Consider the following 17,520-nt stretch of genomic DNA (forward strand, 5'->3'; position numbering starts at 1 on the left):
CGCCGCAAATTGCCGTGACCTTACCGGTAGACGCGGGGTTGAGGGCAAACCCCTTGGACCCGTTTCAGGACCTCCCCATAGGCTTCGATCACGCCACCGAGGTCCTGCCGGAAGCGATCCTTGTCCAGAATTCGATCGCTGGGATCCTCCACTTGGCAGTCCCAGAGCCGACAGGTGTCCGGGCTGATCTCATCGGCAAGCACCATTTCACCGCCTGTGGTGAAGCCGAACTCAAGCTTGAAATCCACTAATTCAAGCTGCACACCGCTGAACAGATCTCGCAACAGGGCGTTGATCCAGCGGGCCAGCCGCTCCAGTTCAAGGCGTTGCTCGCCCGTCACCAGAGCCAGCCATTCCAGCCTGGCCTCGGTGAGCAGCGGATCCTCGAACGCGTCGTCCTTGTAGTACAGATCGAGCAGCGGTGGCTTCAGCGGGGTGCCAGCCGCGATCGGTAGCTGGCGGCAGAGTGAGCCTGCCGCCAGATTGCGGATCACCACCTCCAGGGGGATCACCCGCACCGGTTGCACCAGCATCCAGCGGTCGCCATCGATCCCCCGGTAATGGGTGGGTACCCCAGCCGCCGCCAGATGTTCGAGCAAGAGGGCGGAGATCCGGCAGTTGAGTGGCCCCTTCCCCTGCAACTGGGCCTTCTTGAGGGCGTTGAAGGCTGTGGCGTCATCCTTGAATTCGACGGCCAGCAGGTCGCTCTGATCGGTGCGAAAAACACGTTTGGCCTTGCCCTCATAGAGCAGGGGGCCGAGCTGGTAAGCAGTCATGGCGCAGGGGGGGACGGCAAGGGAACGGCAGGGGACGGGGTGGGGGTGTGCCCGCCACCCGAGCGGGGCGAGCGCAAGGCCCGCTCCAGTTGCTCGGCCCGGACCCTCTCGGCCGGGTCGTTACGCCGCAGCAGCCATTCGGCATAGGCATCGTCGATGCGCTGACTGAGCCGCAGGCGCCGCGCCTCACTGGCGCTGGAATCTGTGCCAGCGGCCTGTTGCAGGCTGGCCTGCAGATCGAGCAGTTCGGCGGCCAAACCCCAGGCGGCGGCCGCGGCGGCCTGGTCCAGGGCCATGTCCAGCAAGCGATTGCGTTCGGCGATCGGCATGGTCTCCAACACCAGGGCGGCCCGCTGCAGTCGCTGGGCTGCCACCCGCCCAGGCAGCCGGCCAGCCAGCAACAGGGCGGCGGCCTCCTGCTGATGGCCCTGCACGGCCAGATGATCGGCGAGTACGTCAAGGGCAGGCCTGGTTTCCAGGCTGCCGTCCTCCTGGCGCCGCATCGGCAGGGGCGTGAACTCGAGGCTGGCCAGATCCCCGGCGGCCAGGCGCCGCAAGGCTTCGGCAGCGCGGCGATGGTTCAGCCCCGCATTGGCCGCGCGCCATTGCTGAATCAACCATTGCTGACGCTCGGTTCCTGCGGCCGGGCCATAGCGATCGAGCACGGTGAGGGCCGCCTCCGGCGCCCGGCAGCTGATCAGGGCATTGGCGTTGGTGATCACCACATCGAATGGTTGGGGGGCCGGCCGCAGCTCCAGTAGCCGCTCCCGCATTTGCCGCAGCCGCTCGGGTAGATCGAAGCGGGCCGACTCCTGACAGGCCTGCTCAAAGGCTGGTAGTTCATCGCCAGCCAGGACGGCCGCAAACGCCTCGTCCGTCATGGCCATTGGAACCGCTTGCAGGGGTTCCAATGGCAGAGGTTCCACTGGTAGGGGGAACGGCTGGGCGCTGCCAAGCGCAGAGCCACCAGGCAGCAAGGCCGGAACCAGGAGCAGCCCAGCCATCCAGGATGGCCATCGCCCCGGCGCGGCCGCCCAGATGTAAAGAAGGAACGACACGTCGGGCGATCCAAGGGCCACAACCTAGGGAACCGCCCCCACCGTTCCGATTGATCCGATGACACCACTGGACCCTGCAACCGCTGCCACCCCCTCCCTGGTCCTGGTGGTGGGCTCCGGGGGGCGGGAAAATGCCCTCGCCTGGGCTCTGCGTCGCTGCCCGGGGGTCGAGCGGGTCTGGGTGGCGCCGGGTAACGGTGGAACGGCCAGCCAGCTGGGCTGCGAGCCCCTGCCGTTGGCCGCGAATGATCACGCCGGCCTGATCGCCGCCTGCCTGGAGCGTCAGGTGCAGCTTGTGGTGGTTGGACCGGAAGGCCCTCTGGCCGATGGATTGGCCGATCGCCTGCGTGAAGCTGGGCTGGCGGTGTTCGGGCCCGGCGGCGATGGCGCCAAGCTCGAGTCGAGCAAGCAGTGGGCCAAGGAACTCATGCAGGAGGCTGGCGTTCCGACGGCCGCCTACTGGGCCCCCACAAGCCGTGAGCAGGCCCTGGAGGTGGTCGAGAGCCATGGCTTGCCGCTGGTCGTCAAGGCCGATGGGCTGGCGGCCGGCAAGGGGGTCACCGTGGCCGACAGCCTGGCGACGACCCGGCAGGCCATTGAGGACATTTTTGATGGCCGCTTCACCAGCCCGGCCCTGGTGCTTGAAGAGCGGCTCAGCGGGCCGGAGGTCTCGGTGTTTGCCCTCACCGATGGCCGCACGATGGTGCTGCTCCCGCCGGCCCAGGATCACAAAAGAATCGGTGAAGGAGATACGGGTCCGAACACCGGCGGCATGGGCGCCTATGCCCCTGCCCCCCTGCTCGATGCCGATGGCCTGGAGAGGGTGCGTCAGCTGGTGCTCGAGCCCACCTTGAGGGCGTTAAGGGCGCGCGGCATCGACTATCGCGGCGTCATCTATGCCGGGCTGATGCTCACCCCTGATGGCCTCAAGGTGATCGAATTCAATTGCCGTTTCGGCGACCCTGAATGTCAGACCCTGATGCCCCTGCTGGGAGGCGAACTGGCGCAGGTGTTGCTGGCCTGCGCCAGCGGCAAGCTTGCCGAGGCGCCAAGCCTGGGCGTGGCGGAGGCTTGCAGTGCCTGCGTGGTGGCCGCCGCTGCCGGCTACCCCGATGAGCCTCGGCTCGGGGATGTGATCGAGGATCAGCTGGCCGCCAGCGCCGATCGTCAGTTGTTCCATGCCGGCAGCCGGCAGGAGCCTGGTGGCGCGATCGTTACGGCGGGCGGGCGTGTGTTGGCCGTGGTGGCCCAGGCGAAGGATTTCGACGCCGCCTTCTCGGCGGCTTACTCCGGGCTCGAGCAGGTGCGCTTCGACGGGATGCTTTATCGCCGCGATATTGGCCATCAGGTGCGGCGCTCCTAGGGTGGGCTAAAGCGACGGTTGGGTTGTGGCCGCCGAAATTTCCACCGGGGCAGCCCCCATCCTCACCAACCTGGCGGCCCGCCCGCCCCAGGCTGACGTGAGCACACGTCCTTCCCTGTGGAGGCGATTCCTGAGTTGGTGGGCCGAGTTCAGCTTGCAGACCAAGCTGCTGGCGGTGGCCACCCTTGTGGTCAGCTTGATGATGACGGGGATCACGTTCTTCGCCTTCAACAGCATCCAGAGGGATGCCCGGATGAGTGACACCCGCTTCGCCCGGGATCTTGGTCTGCTGCTCTCCGCCAATGTCACGCCCCTGGTGGCCGAGGCCAAGGACCGGGAGCTGGCGGCGGTGGCTGAACGCTTCTGGCGCTCCAGTCGCAGCCTCAGATACATCTTTTTCGCCGATCCCGATGGCGTGATCTATCTCGGCATCCCGATCAGCGGCACCAGTGGTGGCAGTGAGCTGCTGTTGAGTCGGCGCCTGGAGCTGCCGCCCGATCTGCAGCGCCGGCCCCAGAACCCCCTGATTCGCCAGCACCTCAGCCCCGATGGCCAGGTGACTGATGTGTTCGTGCCGATGGTGAGTGATGGCAAGTATCTGGGCGTGCTGGCGCTTGGCATCAATCCCAACGAGGCGGTGCTGGCCAGTGCGGCGCTCACGCGCCAAGTGACGGTGGCCGTGTTCATTTCGATCTGGGTGCTGGTGATCCTCGGAGCGGTGTTCAATGCGCTGACGATCACCCGACCGATCAAGGAGCTTCTGCAAGGGGTGCGGGCGATCGCCCTCGGCGACTTTGAGGCCCGTATCGCCTTGCCGGTGGGCGGTGAACTGGGCGAACTGCTCCAGGGCTTCAACGACATGGCCTCACGCCTGGAGGTCTACGACGCCGCCAACATTGAAGAACTCACCGCCGCCCAGGTGAAACAGCAGACCCTGATTGCCACGATGGCCGATGGGGCTGCCCTGCTGGATGGCGAGGGCCGCATCGTGCTGGTGAACCCCACCGCCCGCCGCCTGTTCCGCTGGGAGGGCCGCAATCTCGAAGGCAATGAGCTCTGCGAAGAACTTCCCGAGGTTCTGGCGATGGAATTACAGGAGCCCCTCCAGACCCTTCTCAGTGGCGAACGGGACAGCACCGATGTGCGTTGCAGCTTCGGTGAACCGCCGCGCACCTTGCGAATCGTTCTACAGACGGTGAAGGACCTCAGCGGCGAAAGTCTCAAGGGCATCGCCATGACGGTGCAGGATCTGACCCGGGAGGTGGAGCTGAATGCGGCCCAGAGTCGTTTCATCAGTAATGTCTCCCACGAACTGCGCACACCTCTGTTCAACATCAAGAGCTACGTGGAAACGCTCCACGACCTGCGCGATCAGCTCAGCGAGGAAGAAACCCAGGAGTTTCTGGCCATTGCCAACTCCGAAACCGATCGTCTCACCAGGCTGGTGAACGATGTGCTCGATCTCTCCCGGCTGGAATCAGATCGGGTCTGGAGTTTGGAGCCGATCGAGCTGCGCCCCGCCATTGAGCAGACCGTTCGCAATTACCGGCTCAACGCCATCGAGAAAGGCGTGGAGTTCGACATGGACGTCGACAGCGATCTTCCCCGGGTGATGGGCGACTGGGATCAGATCCTGCAGGTGCTCGACAATCTCGTCGGCAATGCCCTCAAGTTCACCCCTAGCGGTGGCCGGATCGTGCTCACCGCTTACCCCTGGCCCGACACCTGTCAGTTCGATCCCGTCCCGGCCCCGCTGGAGAACCATCCCTCCTGTGAATTGTCCTCGCCCTTGCCGCGGCTGAGGCTTGAAATCGCCGATAGCGGAGCCGGCATCTGCCGCGAAGATCAGCAGCGCATCTTCGATCGCTTCTTTCGGGTGGAGAATGCGGTCCATACCGAGGTGGGCACGGGCCTAGGGCTGGCGATCGTGCGCGGAATTCTCGACAAGCACGGCAGTCCCATCCGCATGGTCAGCGAGCCGGAGGTGGGAACCACGTTCTGGTTTGATTTCGCCCTTGAACATGTCGATCGCGACGAACTGATCCTCGAAGGGGAGCGGCGCCAATATGCCAATACCGATCAGCTTGCCCGGGCCGATCTTCAGGCCTAAAGGCTGAATCCACCAGTTATTGACCAACCCGCTGGAGCGGCTGGTTTGGAGTGGCTGAGGTTCAGCCTTCGTCGCTGCTGACTCCCCGCACAATGCGCGAGAGTTCGTTGCGCTCATCGATGCTGACCCGATGGGGGGAGCCGCTGATGATCCGCTCGAAGTTGGAGAAAGAATCGCGGATCTCCGGGCCATCCTTGGTGATCACAAATTCACGGATTCCCTTGTCATGGGCCGATCCACGCATCTTGAACACATTAATGACACGGGCCATCTCCCCTCGGATTTCCACATACTGAAGCAGCAGGATCGTGTCGGTGATGGTTGTGATATGGGAATCAGTGATCGAGTGACTACCAATGAACTCTTCCGATGTATTCGTGAAAAAGCCTGCGATCTCCTCTTTTTTCGCGTAGCCCGTAAGGCTGATCACAAACTGGCGGAAGGCATTAAGGCTCACACCCCTGGAGAGTGCAGAGAGGGAATCAATAGCTATTCTTGATGGCTTGAAATCGCTGATTTCAGTCTTGATGATCTGAAGATGGTCTTCGAGTCCGGTGGATTCTGGGTAGGCACAGATGATCCGAAGCAGGCCATCCTTCTCCATCTGCTCAAAGTTGATTCCCCAGCTCGTGGCATTGCGCATGAGTTGGGCGCGGGATTCCTCAAAGGCAAAAACGATCACCCTTTCCTTGTTGTGGTGAGCATTCTCCACAAACTTGCTGACCAGTAAGGTTTTGCCGGTGCCGGTTGCGCCAGTTGCCAGAATGATTGAATCTTTGAAGAAGCCGCCACCACACATCTCATCAAGCTTGGCAACACCAGAGCTGATGCGGATATTGGAAGAGCGTTGGGTCAGGCGCATCGCACCCAAGGGGATGAGGCTGACGCCATGGGTGCCGATCGTGAATGGAAACTCCCCTTTCATATGGGTTGTACCCCGGAGTTTGAGGATTTCAACTGTGCGCCTACGGCGTTCAAAATCGAGCACATTACGGAGAATAATGACGTTGTCGGAAACAAATTCTTCGACTCCATAGCGTGCGATCGGGCCATATTCCTCAACCCGCTCTGATGTCATCACCGTCGTGACACCGATCTCCTTGAGCCTGGCAATCACTCGGAAGATCTCTCGTCGTACTACGGCAAGGGCGTCGTACTGTTGAAATATGGCGGTGATTGAATCGATGGCAACACGGCGGGCTTTGTACTTTCTGATCGCGTAGTTCATTCTTTCGATCAGGCCCGAGAGATCAAAGTTACCAACCACATCTTGCCCGTTCGGATCGGGGGAAGCGTCGAGAATGAAAAGCTTGCCTTGATCAATCAATTCCTGTAGATCCCAGCCGAAACTGGAAGCATTGCGAATCACGTCAATCGGTGACTCTTCGAAGGTGACAAAGATACCAGGTTCGCCATATTTGCAGATTCCATTGTACAAAAAATGAAGCGAATAGATGGTTTTCCCTGTTCCCGATGTTCCGCTGATCAACGTGGAGCGGCCAATCGGCAGGCCGCCTTGAAGGATGTCGTCCAACCCCTCAACGCCCGTGGGAAGCTTCTTCACCAGTTGGGATGAGCTAGACGTGGGAGACATGGCCTGATGAATCGACGGTGGTGGAGAAAAGTGAAATCAGCCTGGAAATCCTTTTGCCGTTTCTGGAATTGAATATCTAGGGTTCGTTGAGTGAGTTGTCGATCAGATCCTGTTCGGAAAGCTCATCAAAAAGCAGATCAAGGCCAATCAGTACCCGTTCTCGATCCGAAAGATCACCGATGATCCGGCGAACGGGTGGAGGGAGGATCTTGGCCAGGGTGGGAGTAGCAAGAATTTTGTCTTCTTCTGCTAATTGAGGATTTTTTAGCACATCAATCACCTTGAGTGCATAGACGCCCTTGAACTCCGATTCGAGAATGTCGCGGAGTGTCTTGAGAGCGCGCATGGAATTCGGAGTGTTGCCTGCAACGTAGAGCTTGAGGATGTAGGCCTTCAGTGGTGACATCAACCGATCTCCCCAGCCACGCTGGCTATCCGCGCAGACCGCAAACTATTGGTGTGCAAAGACTCTGATGGCAGTGAACGCCGATACATCTCGCAGAGATTGGCCAGCACGTCCATCAAGGCCAGTCGATAGTCCCGAAGGAAATCATTTTTATGCCCTTTGAGTTTCAAGAGAGTCCAGAATTCATCGATCAGATTCATATGGATTTCTACGGTTTTGGTCACTGAAAGATCACTGAAATAAACGGTGTTTACGAAGCTGTCAAGGGCTTGGTTGGCAGCAGCCGGATCACGGAAATAGCTGATCAACAGGTCTCTGTAGGTGCGCTCAAGCGATTGGAGCAAGATTTCGCGTTCTTGCTTGGGCAGGTTACGTAAAAAACGGCTTGGGTCACGTTTGTAAAGCAAACCTGTGTAACCCAGTCGTTTTTTGAGACGGTCGGAGAAGTTCCACGGCGCAGCGGATTGATCTGCATCTGGATCGGCCTGATCGTTATTTTGATCGCGTCGTAGAAAGCGGGAGATCGCCGCATCAACGCTGTAACTGAGCTGTTCGAGTTGATCCTGGGCCAGATGGACTTCGGCAGCGTGGAAATCAAGCTGCCCTGTGATCGGACCCAAGATCACGGTGGGCAGCACCAATCCTTTGCTGCAGAGACGCTGGAGAGCGTCGCGATCCAGGAGACCCTGCTCAAGCAGCACCGCATCGAATTGCTCCCAGCGGCTCTCCAAAGCAGCCCCTGGATCAGCCATTTCACCGAGATCAAACAGCTCGTGGTGCGCCTCGCGAAGCCATTGGCCGCAGCTGGTTCGCAAGGCAGGATCCTTGATCAGCGAGGCGATCGTCAGGGCTGGCTGAGCCATCCACCAATGCTGGCTTCATTGCCTAGACAATAAATCTTGACGCCTGGGCAAACGGCAGTAGATGATGGGGGATCACTATTAACCTGGATGTGCGGCAGGCCTGAATAACGCCAAACCCTCGGCCCGTTTTCTTCCTTGCGAGATGAAGCGTTTGCCTGCCCACGCCTCCCGTTTCCCATGAGCCTCACTCCAGCCACCGATAGCCTCGCTCCGATGGGGATCGCCCAAGCGGCGTCCGGTCCTTACGCCATTGTCGAGGCTTCCGGCCAGCAGTTTTGGTTGCAGCCCAACCGCTACTACGACCTGGATCGCCTCCATGCCGAGGTCGATGAGACCGTCACCCTTGAGCAGGTGCTCTTGATCCGTGACTCCAGCGGCACCAGCCTCGGCCTTCCCCATGTGGAGGGCGCCTCGGTCACCCTCAAGGTGGTGTCGCATCGCCGCGGACCCAAGATCATTGTCTATAAAATGCGCCCCAAGAAGAAAACCCGTCGCAAGAACGGCCACCGCCAGGAACTCACCCGGGTGATGGTCGAGTCGATCACCGTGGGCGGCCAACCGATCAGCTGATCGCCTCTGGATGCTGCTCGGCTTGGATGCGGTCCTAAATTTCCCTCTCACTTCCCCCTCGTATTTGCTTCCATGGCCCACAAGAAAGGCACAGGCTCCACCCGTAACGGCCGCGATTCCAATTCCAAGCGTTTGGGCGTCAAGCGTTATGGCGGTGAAACCGTCACGGCCGGCTCGATCCTGATTCGCCAGCGGGGCACCTCGGTGATCCCCGGCCTGAACGTGGGCCGTGGTTCCGATGACACCCTTTATTCCTTGGTGGATGGAGTGGTCAACTTCGAGAGCATCACCCGCAGCCTGCGCAATCGCAAGCGCATCAACGTGGCTGCGGCTGTCACCGCCTGAGCCGGTAGGCCCGGGTTGTGATCAGCAGGGGGTGAAACACCTCTAGAAACCGGCTCTGCAGCGTCTCGAAAAAAGCCTCCACCAGGGCCGGTTCATCGAAGTGGAAGGGATATTCTCCTTGGTGGCCCTTGAAGAAATACCAGTTCATCAGGGCTAGTGCGCGCGGATTCATCCGGGCGGCGAATTCGTTGAGCTGGGCCGCTGGATCGGGTAGGTGCTCCAGCACGTCCAGGCAGATCACTGTGTCGAACCGCGCTGGCAGGGCTTGATCGCCCAGATCCCGGCATACCCTGAGTCGTTCGCTGAGCCCAAAGGCTTGGGCACGTTGGGCCACGAAGGCCCTGTTGTGGGGGTTGAGATCAACGAACCAGACCTGCTCCACCTCAGCGAGGCTGGCGGCCGCCAAAGCATGGCTACCGATGCCGCCGCCGAAGTCGAGCACCTGTCCGCTGGCCTGGCCGGCCTGGAGCCGCAGGGTATCGGCGATGTAGCCGGCACTGCCCAGATGCCAGGCAGCCAGCTCCAGTAGGTGCGCCGTGCCCACTGTTTCTTCGTAGAACGCTGTCGCCCGCTGGGGATCGAAGTCGACGGCACCGGGGTGCAGGGCCGCCAGATCCGAGCAGCTGGCGGGTAGGCGCTGCTCCAGGGTTTGCGGCGTGATCTGGAGATAGGCGGCCAGTTGGTCCCTGAGCGCGAAGCCGTCGCTAAGGAAGCGCTCGGGATCGAGCGCCGGCCGGCTCCAGGCGGCCCCTGCAAGGGTTGGGCCCGGAGCGGTCGGGATCGGACCGGCGTGGATCAGCTCAGGCACACCTGGTCAAAAATCGGGAACAGGCAAAAGGCTAGGGCGGGGCGCTCCCCCCAGCCAGCACCGTCTGCTCAATCTGTCTGCTCATTTGAGCTGCTCAGTCAGTTCCGCCCCCGCCCCTGGCACCTCCAGCCACTGGCGCAGCCAGGCCACCAGCAGGTAGAAGGGCAGGGTGTCGAGCAGGGCGGCGAGCAGCTTGAACAGGTAGCCACTGCCGATGAAGGCACCCAGCTGGGGCAGCACCGCTTCCCCCGGGCGCAGCGGCAGCACATGGGCGGCGTAGTGGCTGATCAGCACCACCGCGCTGGTGTCTACCAACTGACTCACCAGGGTGGAGCCGTTGTTGCGCAACCACAGGGCCCGGCCACCGCTGAAGCGCTTCCAGAAATGGAACAGCCGCACGTCGATGAACTGGGCGGCGAGATAGGCCGCCATCGAGGCCCCCACTGCTCCGAAGGCCAGGCGGCGCATCTCGAAGAACAGCGGCAATCGCCCATCGGCGTCGGCCACCGGTGCGCCCAGGCCACCGCCGTAGCCATCGAGGCCAGGCAGCACGCCCCCCAACCAGAGGATGAGCACGATCCAGCCATTCAGCACCAGCCCCGCCCAGACTAACTGCGTGGCCTTCTGCTCCCCCCAGATCTCGCTGATCAGATCGGTGCACAGAAAGGTGACCGGATAGGGCAGGGCCCCCACCGCCACCACGATCGGCAAGCCGGCGATCGTGCCGAGGCTCAAAAAGCGTGTCAGGCCAAGGATGTTCAGCATTCCCATCGTGCCGAGGAAGAGCCCGGCCAGCACCATGTAGGCCAGGTCGCGGCGGTTCTGCAGGCTCAAGGGACCAGGGGCGCTGAACATGGCCCCAGCCTGCAGGGGCTGGCGCCGGATGCAACAGTTCTCCTACCTTTTCGCCCCGTCACCCTGGCCCAACCCTGCGGTTTTCTGGTGCTCGACAAGCCTGCTGGCCTCACCTCCCACGCCTGTGTGGCCCGGGTGAGGCGCCGCTATGGGCTCAAGCGGGTAGGCCACGGCGGCACCCTGGATCCGGCCGTCACCGGGGTGCTACCGATCGCCCTGGGGTCCGCCACCCGGCTGCTGCCCTACCTGCCGGGTGGCAAGGCCTATCGCGGCACCATCCAGCTCGGCCTGCGCACCAGCAGCGACGACCTCACTGGTGAGCTGCTGGAGCGCGCCGCCGTGCCGGACCTCAGCCCCCAGCTCCTTGACGTCTGCCTGGAGGCCTTCCGCGGCCCCATCCTGCAGCGGCCTCCGCAGGTGTCGGCCGTTCATGTGGATGGCGAGAGGGCCTATGTCCGCGCCCGGCGTGGCGAAACCTCCGCGCTTGAACCGCGGCCGGTGACGATCCACCAGCTTGAGCTGCTGGGCTGGGATGGCGACAACCAGCGCCTGGAGTTGGCCGTGTCCTGCTCAGCGGGCACCTACATCCGCTCCCTGGCCCGCGATCTTGGTGCCGCCCTGGGCTGCGGCGGTGCCCTGGCCTGCCTGCGCCGCACGGAAGCCCTGGGCTTCGGCCTGGCCGGCAGCGTCAGTCTCGAGCGGCTGGAGGAAGACCCACTGCCTGCCCTGCAGCCGCCGCTGGCCGCGTTGGCCCATTTGCCGCAGCACCGCGTTCTGGCCCACGACTGGGCTGGCTGGCGCTGCGGCCGCAGCCAGGAGACCAGCCTGGTGTTGGCGCTCGATCAGGCCGTGGTCGTTCTCGGCCCAGATGGCAGTCTGGCTGGGATGGCCCGGCTTGCCGCCGAAGGCCGGCTCCAGCCCCGCCTGGTGCTGGACCCGGCCGGTTGAGCCCTCACCCCGCAGCGGAGCGCGATGGCAGGCCATAGCAAGTGGTCCCAGATCAAACGTCAGAAGGCAGTCGTCGATGCCAAACGGGGCGTCGTGTTCACCCGGCTCGGCCGCGAAATCATGGTGGCCGCCCGCAGCGGCGCCGATCCGGCCGGCAACTTTCAGTTGCGCACCGCCATTGAGAAGGCAAAGGCAGCCGGGGTACCCAACGCCAATATCGATCGGGCGATCGCCAAGGGCTCAGGCCAGGCGGGGGGGGAGGCCGATCGCTTCGAGGCGGTGCGCTACGAGGGCTATGGCCCTGGCGGCGTGGCGATCCTGGTGGAGGCGTTCACCGACAACCGCAACCGCACCGCCGCCGACCTGCGCCTGGCCTTCGGCAAGAACGGCGGCAACCTCGGTGAGACCGGCTGCGTCGGCTATCTCTTCGAGCAACAGGCTGTGGTGCGGATCGACCAGAGCGATCTGGCCGAAGAGGCGCTGCTGGAGAGCTTGCTGGAGCTCGAGGCGCTCGGTTATGAGCTCGATAGCGCTGGGGCGCTTGTCTTTGCTGATGCCACGGCCCTGGAGGCGCTGCAGGGCGGCCTGAAGGGCCAGGGCTGGCCTGTGGCCTTTTGGGAGCACCGCTGGATCGCCGCCAGTCCCTGCCACCTGGAGGCCGCCACTCCTTTGCGGGCCTGCCTCGATCTCTTGGATGCCCTGGAGGATCTCGATGACGTGCGCAGCGTCACCTCCAACCTGGACGCCGATGCGGAGCTGCTGGAGGAGGTCCTGGGCTGATCGTTCTGTTGGATCCTGTTTGAACCCAGGGCCTCAGGCGCCAAGCGCCGCCGCATCCACCCAGAGTTCAGCGCCGGGATGGCCCTGGAGCCAACTGGCCGGCAAGGCTGGATCGGGCGGGTCCTGGAGCAGACGGCGCAGGATCCTGGCCTTGCCGCCACCGCTGACCACCAAGACGATGCGCTGGGCCTGAAGGATCTCGGCAAGGCCCAGGGTGATCGCCAGGCTGGGCCCGGCCATTGGATCGCCGCCGAAATCGGCGCTGTTCTGCTCACGGGTGCTCGCGCTGAGTTCCAGGCAACGACAGGCTGCCGAGGCCAGGCAGGGGGGTTCGTTGAAGCCCACGTGGCCATTGAGCCCGAGTCCGAGCAATTGGAGGCTGAGACCACCGGCGTCGGCAATGGCCTGGCCGTAGTGGCTCGCCTCCTGGCCCGGATCTTCCGCCCGTCCATCGGGCAGACGCAGTTGTGCCTGGCCCAGGCCGAGTGGATCACCGAGTTGCTGCCGCATCGTGGCGGCGAACGAGCGGGGATCGCCGGCAGCGAGCCCCACGTATTCGTCGAGGTTGAAGCTGCGCCATCTCCGCCGCAGGTCTGCCTGTTGTTGCGCTGGCCAGGCACCCAGTTTGCGCACCAGGGCCGCGTAGATCGGCTCCATGGTGCGGCCGGTGGCCAGGCCGAGGATGCGGCCGGGATCTGCTTCCAGAGCCTGGGCCAGCGAGGTCGCCACCCGCTCGGCCAGGACGGCGGCATCGCTGGCCACCTGCACGCGGCCTGACCAGCAGGGCAGGACCGTGAAGGGAAGAGCCGCGACGCTCAGGGACTGGCCAGGGTGGCAACGGGATCGGAGGTCCATCCAGGCAAGCCTGCCGGATCGCCCGGCTGCTTGGCCAGGGGAGTTCCTGCTCCGCGGGGATAGGGGCGTACCACGGCCCCTTGGTAGTAATGGCGAAGAATCTCCTCAAACCGTTGGCCGCGTTTGGCCAGGGCATAGGCGCCCCACTGGCTCATTCCCACCCCATGGCCGAAACCGCGGCCGATCGCCACCAGACTGATCGCCGGTGGTGGTGGTGGGGGCGATGCCAGCAGGGCTCCCAATGGATCCACCAAAGGCCGAACTTCTGCCGGCACGGTGGCGAGGGCGGGCGATAGCCCGGCCAGGGGAATCCCGCTGAAGCTGAATGGTGCCGCTTCAAAGCGGACCCAGGTGCTGCGCAAGCCCAGCCGGCTGCGCAGCTGGGCGCCATTGACCACTAGCTGGCGGCCCAATGGCCCTGTCACCCTGGCCTGTCTCACCCGTCCGCTGGCGGTGGTGGCGATCACGTCGATCTGGCGTACACCGCCAGTTTCCGGAAACGCCTTCGCCAGAAGGTCCGGGGGAAGGGGCTTGCGCCATTGGCGCACCGGGCTGTTGTCATCGAAATCCTTAACGCTCACCAGGTAGGGGTGCTGCTGGGTCCAGAGGTCACCGCTGTTCTCAGTGGCGCCTCCACTGCTGCTGCTGTGGAACACCGCGTCGATTAAGGCGTTGCCATGCATCAGCACCAGGCCGTTTGTGCTGCTGGTCGCCTGGCGTGTGGAGTTGGTTTCACTTTCCAGTCCCTTGTAGACCTGGCTGCTGACGGTGGCCTTGAGATCGAAAGCGGCCAGGGGCTTGCGCTGGCGCAAGGCGTAGGTGCGCGCCGCCACGGCCTGGGCGCGCAGGGCCTCCAGCGGCCAGCTGGCGGGCATCTCACTGCCAACCACGCTGGGGAGATAGGTCTCGAGGGCGACCACGTTCACCGCCCGCAGTTGCCCATCGACCGGGCGAACCTGAAGCCGGCCGCGGTAGCGCCGTTGCTTCAGCCCGAAGGTGGCGCTTTCGGGGCGGCTGGCGAGGGGTTCGATCCAGAGTTCGGCAACGGAGACCGATCGGACTGTCGGGTCAGGACGGCCGGCGGCTTCGGCCTCGATCACCACACGGCCGCCGACCTGTCTCAGGGCCACAGCACCGCCGGCAGGAAGCCGGAGCAGTTCCTTGCCCGCAGTGTCCCGCAGCCGCAGACCACCCTCCCCAGTCACGCGGAATCCGGCCGACTCCACCAGCAGCACCCGCACCGGCGGGCCAGCGGTTGAAGCCCCCCTGGCGGATTCCGCCGCGGCGCTGCGGGCCGGAAGCGGTAAAACAGTTGCGGCCAGCAGCAGCGGCAAGGACAGGGCGCTGCCGAGCACCAGTCGTTTGCCGCGCCTGGCAGGCCGAGGCGGAGTTGAGCAAAGCAGGGGCAGGGATGCAGCCATAGACACGGTGTCAACGGTGGCTCAAGGCGAATCATTGTGACCAGTGCGGCTGAGCACTGCCAGCCCCCCAGCGGACAGCGCCGCCACTGGACCGGCTGCAGCGTGACAGCATGCGAGAAAGAGACGAACGGTGTGCAGGTCACCTTTCTTGGCACCAGTTCGGGGGTTCCAACGCGGGCCCGCAACGTGTCGGCGGTGGCCCTGCGCTTACCCCAAAGGGCGGAGCTCTGGCTGTTTGATTGCGGTGAGGGAACCCAGCATCAGTTCATGCGCAGTGATCTGAGGGTCTCGCAGTTGCGCCGGATCTTCGTGACCCACATGCATGGCGACCACGTCTTCGGCTTGCCTGGTCTGCTGGCCAGCCTTGGCATGGCGGGCAACTGCCGGGGTGTGGATCTTTACGGACCCGATCCCTTGCCGGACTTTCTCGAATCAGCCCTACACACCTCCTCCACCCGGATCGGTTATCCGCTGCGCACCCACCCCGTGCGCGAGGCGGCCCAGCAGGGGGGGGTGCTGCTCGATGACGGCGATCTCCTGGTCCGCAGCGCCCCGCTTACCCACCGCATTCCCGCCTACGCCTATCGGGTGGACCAGAAGCCACGCCCCGGACATTTCAACGTGGACAAGGCCCGGGAACTGGGCATTCCGCCAGGGCCGGTCTATGCCGACCTCAAGGCTGGACGTACCGTCACCCTTGAGGACGGTCGAATCATTCGTGGCGACACTCTCACCGGCCCCGCTCGCCCTGGCTGCAGCGTCGTCTACTGCACCGACACCGTGTTCTGTGAGGCTGCGGTGGAGCTGGCCCAAGGCGCCGATCTGCTCATCCACGAGTCCACCTTTGCCCACGCGGAGGCGGAAATGGCCTTTCAGCGCCAGCACTCCACCAGCACGATGGCCGCCCAGACCGCGGCTCTGGCAGGAGTGAAGCAACTCGTGCTCACCCATCTCAGCCCGCGCTACGTGGCCGGCAATGCCTTCACCCCCGAGGACCTGCTCGAAGAAGCCCGCGCCATCTTTGCCAACACCTTGGTGGCCAGGGATTTTCTCAGTGTGGACGTGAGCCCCGCCTAGCGGCTGGACGCCCCCGCCGGGCCGCGGGCCTGAAACACTTCTTGATTCCGCCCCAGACGACCCTTTGCCCGTGATACAAGGTCTCAGGCGCGGTGCCAACCGCCTGTTCGCCGGCTCCCTCCATGGTCTCCTTCTTCACTTCCAGCCTTCGGTCCCTGTCCCGAACCCTGCTGGTGTTCTGTCTGGCCCTGCTCGCCAGCTTCGGGTTGCCCGTTTTGGCTGTTCAGGCAGCCCAATGGGACGCTGAAACGCTCACCGTGGCGGGTAGCCCGGATGGCATTCCGGTCACCTTCAGCGAGGCTGAGTTCAAGGCTGGCCGCAAGGTCTTCAACCAAAGCTGCGGCACCTGTCATGCCGGCGGAGTCACCAAGACCAACCAGACCGTTGGCCTGGATCCCGAAACCTTGGCGCTGGCCACCCCTCCCCGTGACTCGGTGGATGCCTTGGTGGATTACATGAAGGATCCCACTTCCTATGACGGCGAATACAGCATTTCCGACGTGCACCCGAGCATGCGCAGCAGCGATGTGTTCGTCAAGATGCGTGATCTCAGCGAGGACGACCTGCGCCTGATCGCTGGTTACATCCTGGTGGCTCCCAAGATCAGCGGCATCCAGTGGGGTGGCGGCAAGATCTATTTCTGAGCCTGCCCTAAACTCCCTCTAATCCAGCTGCCGGCGGCTGTACTCACCCCTCCCCGGGAGACTGGGAGGGGTTTTTGGTTTCTTTGCGCCAGGCCATCCCCCTGGGGCCGCAACGCTCACGGCTCCTGAGCCGTCGGTCGAGGCCGGCTGTTGCCTGGATCGAGCGAACTGGGTTGCTTGCTGTACCACCACTCCTGCAGGTTGGCGCTCAGCCGCTGCGGGAAGAGGGTGATCACCGTGCGTGTCGGTTTGGCGCCAGGTTGGAGTAATTCGACCGCGTAGGACGGGCAGCGACGCGCGGCCAGATCGGCCACGAAGCGCTTGCCGATCCGGCGCCAGCTCGGTTCCTTGCTGCGCCAGGCCAAGCGGCAACTGGGCCAAGGCAGCTCTTCTCGATCAAACAGGCGACAACAGGGCCCCAGAACCCGGAAGCTGTACTGCCCGCCCAGGCTGGGATATTCGCTGCCGGGCTCCAGGAGGTCATCGACCGGAAAGGCCATGAAAAAGCCACCCGTTCGGGTGGCGGAGAAAAGGTCAGAGACCGAAGACAGGATCCATCGCAGGCGATGGTTGAACTCAAGCGATGGTCGAACCAAGAAAACTGGCCGCGGGAACCACGCCGGGGTCCAGAGGCCATGGCAGGGCTCAGTAGAGCTCTTCTTCCGCGTGGGTAGTGATCGTGACGTCTGAGGTGGGGTAAGCCACGCAGGTCAGCACGAATCCGGACTCAATCTGGTCGTCGTCGAGGAAGCTCTGGTCCGACTGATCGACAGTTCCGGTGGTGAGCTTGCCGGCGCAGGTGGAGCAAGCTCCGGCGCGACAGGAGTAAGGGAGGTCGATTCCCTGCTCCTCGGCGGCATCGAGGATGTACTGATCGTCAGGAACCTCAATGGTCTTGTTGAGGCCCTCACTCTCGTTGATGAGGGTGACCTTATAGGAAGCCATGGAAGAGATTAGGGCTCACAGGCGCCTGGACAGTCCGGGCCTGTAGGACCGCCCCTTCCTACATCGGACAGGGGCAGCTCCGCCGATCTGGAGGGCAGAGCA

At 63.4% G+C, this 17,520-nt stretch carries 19 protein-coding genes; 8 read left to right on the forward strand and 11 right to left on the reverse strand.

All coding sequences use genetic code 11. The features are described 5' to 3' along the window. Nucleotides 1-20: 20 nt before the first annotated feature. Together purC and BM449_RS10405 are read right to left on the reverse strand one after the other, a co-directional pair. Nucleotides 21-776: a phosphoribosylaminoimidazolesuccinocarboxamide synthase gene (purC, locus tag BM449_RS10400; protein WP_071801158.1), complete on the reverse strand. Its 756-nt coding sequence runs from the start codon at nucleotides 774-776 to the stop codon at nucleotides 21-23. Then, nucleotides 773-1,780 (reverse strand): hypothetical protein, encoded by a 1,008-nt coding sequence (locus BM449_RS10405; protein ID WP_071801159.1) that lies wholly within the window; start codon nucleotides 1,778-1,780, stop codon nucleotides 773-775. The genes purC and BM449_RS10405 overlap by 4 nt, the downstream gene beginning before the upstream one ends. A gap of 112 nt (nucleotides 1,781-1,892) precedes the next feature. Between BM449_RS10405 and purD the strand changes: the two genes are divergently transcribed. Next, complete coding sequence (purD, locus tag BM449_RS10410; protein ID WP_071801160.1) at nucleotides 1,893-3,197, forward strand: phosphoribosylamine--glycine ligase; 1,305 nt, start codon at nucleotides 1,893-1,895, stop codon at nucleotides 3,195-3,197. 97 nt (nucleotides 3,198-3,294) lie between these two features. Continuing rightward, entirely contained in the window at nucleotides 3,295-5,307 is a 2,013-nt protein-coding gene (locus BM449_RS10415) for an ATP-binding protein (protein ID WP_233831333.1), read from the forward strand. 61 nt (nucleotides 5,308-5,368) lie between these two features. On the opposite strand, the gene kaiC is transcribed toward BM449_RS10415, so the two are convergent. The 3 genes from kaiC to BM449_RS10430 all read right to left on the reverse strand — a co-directional run bounded on the left by kaiC (nucleotide 5,369) and on the right by BM449_RS10430 (nucleotide 8,170). Further along, nucleotides 5,369-6,901 (reverse strand): circadian clock protein KaiC, encoded by a 1,533-nt coding sequence (kaiC, locus tag BM449_RS10420; protein WP_071801161.1) that lies wholly within the window; start codon nucleotides 6,899-6,901, stop codon nucleotides 5,369-5,371. 76 nt (nucleotides 6,902-6,977) lie between these two features. Next, entirely contained in the window at nucleotides 6,978-7,307 is a 330-nt protein-coding gene (gene kaiB, locus BM449_RS10425) for a circadian clock protein KaiB (RefSeq protein ID WP_071801162.1), read from the reverse strand. After that, nucleotides 7,307-8,170 carry a circadian clock protein KaiA gene (locus BM449_RS10430; RefSeq protein ID WP_071801163.1) on the reverse strand — a complete coding sequence of 288 codons (864 nt, stop codon included), beginning with the start codon at nucleotides 8,168-8,170 and terminating at the stop codon, nucleotides 7,307-7,309. The genes kaiB and BM449_RS10430 overlap by 1 nt, the downstream gene beginning before the upstream one ends. A 177-nt stretch (nucleotides 8,171-8,347) precedes the next feature. Between BM449_RS10430 and rplU the strand changes: the two genes are divergently transcribed. Further along, nucleotides 8,348-8,740 (forward strand): 50S ribosomal protein L21, encoded by a 393-nt coding sequence (rplU, locus tag BM449_RS10435; RefSeq protein ID WP_071801164.1) that lies wholly within the window; start codon nucleotides 8,348-8,350, stop codon nucleotides 8,738-8,740. 72 nt (nucleotides 8,741-8,812) lie between these two features. Beyond that, nucleotides 8,813-9,085 (forward strand): 50S ribosomal protein L27, encoded by a 273-nt coding sequence (rpmA, locus tag BM449_RS10440; protein ID WP_071801165.1) that lies wholly within the window; start codon nucleotides 8,813-8,815, stop codon nucleotides 9,083-9,085. Here rpmA and BM449_RS10445 read toward each other — a convergent pair. Together BM449_RS10445 and BM449_RS10450 are read right to left on the reverse strand one after the other, a co-directional pair. Beyond that, on the reverse strand, nucleotides 9,075-9,866 hold the full coding sequence (locus BM449_RS10445; RefSeq protein WP_071802208.1) for a class I SAM-dependent methyltransferase: 792 nt from the start codon (nucleotides 9,864-9,866) through the stop codon (nucleotides 9,075-9,077). The genes rpmA and BM449_RS10445 overlap by 11 nt on opposite strands. A gap of 108 nt (nucleotides 9,867-9,974) precedes the next feature. Then, nucleotides 9,975-10,748 (reverse strand): queuosine precursor transporter, encoded by a 774-nt coding sequence (locus BM449_RS10450; RefSeq protein WP_071801166.1) that lies wholly within the window; start codon nucleotides 10,746-10,748, stop codon nucleotides 9,975-9,977. An 87-nt stretch (nucleotides 10,749-10,835) separates the two neighbouring features. On the opposite strand from BM449_RS10450, the gene truB reads away from it, so the two are divergent. Together truB and BM449_RS10460 are read left to right on the forward strand one after the other, a co-directional pair. Then, a complete protein-coding gene (gene truB / locus BM449_RS10455) occupies nucleotides 10,836-11,696 on the forward strand; it encodes a tRNA pseudouridine(55) synthase TruB (protein ID WP_311134053.1) in 861 nt (286 codons plus the stop codon). A gap of 24 nt (nucleotides 11,697-11,720) precedes the next feature. Further along, a complete protein-coding gene (locus BM449_RS10460) occupies nucleotides 11,721-12,476 on the forward strand; it encodes a YebC/PmpR family DNA-binding transcriptional regulator (protein ID WP_071801168.1) in 756 nt (251 codons plus the stop codon). Between the two features lie 33 nt (nucleotides 12,477-12,509). Here BM449_RS10460 and BM449_RS10465 read toward each other — a convergent pair whose 3' ends face one another. Then, nucleotides 12,510-13,331 (reverse strand): glucosamine-6-phosphate deaminase, encoded by an 822-nt coding sequence (locus BM449_RS10465; protein WP_083544512.1) that lies wholly within the window; start codon nucleotides 13,329-13,331, stop codon nucleotides 12,510-12,512. Beyond that, complete coding sequence (locus BM449_RS10470) at nucleotides 13,292-14,752, reverse strand: SpoIID/LytB domain-containing protein (protein ID WP_120352784.1); 1,461 nt, start codon at nucleotides 14,750-14,752, stop codon at nucleotides 13,292-13,294. Before BM449_RS10470 ends, BM449_RS10465 begins: the two co-directional genes overlap by 40 nt. A gap of 132 nt (nucleotides 14,753-14,884) precedes the next feature. Here BM449_RS10470 and BM449_RS10475 point away from each other — a divergent pair, with 132 nt between their 5' ends. Then, nucleotides 14,885-15,829 carry a ribonuclease Z gene (locus BM449_RS10475; RefSeq protein ID WP_071801170.1) on the forward strand — a complete coding sequence of 315 codons (945 nt, stop codon included), beginning with the start codon at nucleotides 14,885-14,887 and terminating at the stop codon, nucleotides 15,827-15,829. A 122-nt stretch (nucleotides 15,830-15,951) separates the two neighbouring features. Then, entirely contained in the window at nucleotides 15,952-16,473 is a 522-nt protein-coding gene (psbV, locus tag BM449_RS10480; RefSeq protein ID WP_071801171.1) for a photosystem II cytochrome c-550, read from the forward strand. A gap of 116 nt (nucleotides 16,474-16,589) precedes the next feature. Here psbV and BM449_RS10485 read toward each other — a convergent pair whose 3' ends face one another. Further along, nucleotides 16,590-16,973 (reverse strand): hypothetical protein, encoded by a 384-nt coding sequence (locus BM449_RS10485; protein WP_071802210.1) that lies wholly within the window; start codon nucleotides 16,971-16,973, stop codon nucleotides 16,590-16,592. 145 nt (nucleotides 16,974-17,118) lie between these two features. Then, complete coding sequence (locus tag BM449_RS10490; RefSeq protein ID WP_071801172.1) at nucleotides 17,119-17,418, reverse strand: ferredoxin; 300 nt, start codon at nucleotides 17,416-17,418, stop codon at nucleotides 17,119-17,121. Nucleotides 17,419-17,520 lie beyond the last annotated feature (102 nt).

Source organism: Synechococcus sp. SynAce01, assembly GCF_001885215.1.
In the GTDB taxonomy this organism is placed as follows: Bacteria; Cyanobacteriota; Cyanobacteriia; order PCC-6307; family Cyanobiaceae; genus Regnicoccus; species Regnicoccus frigidus.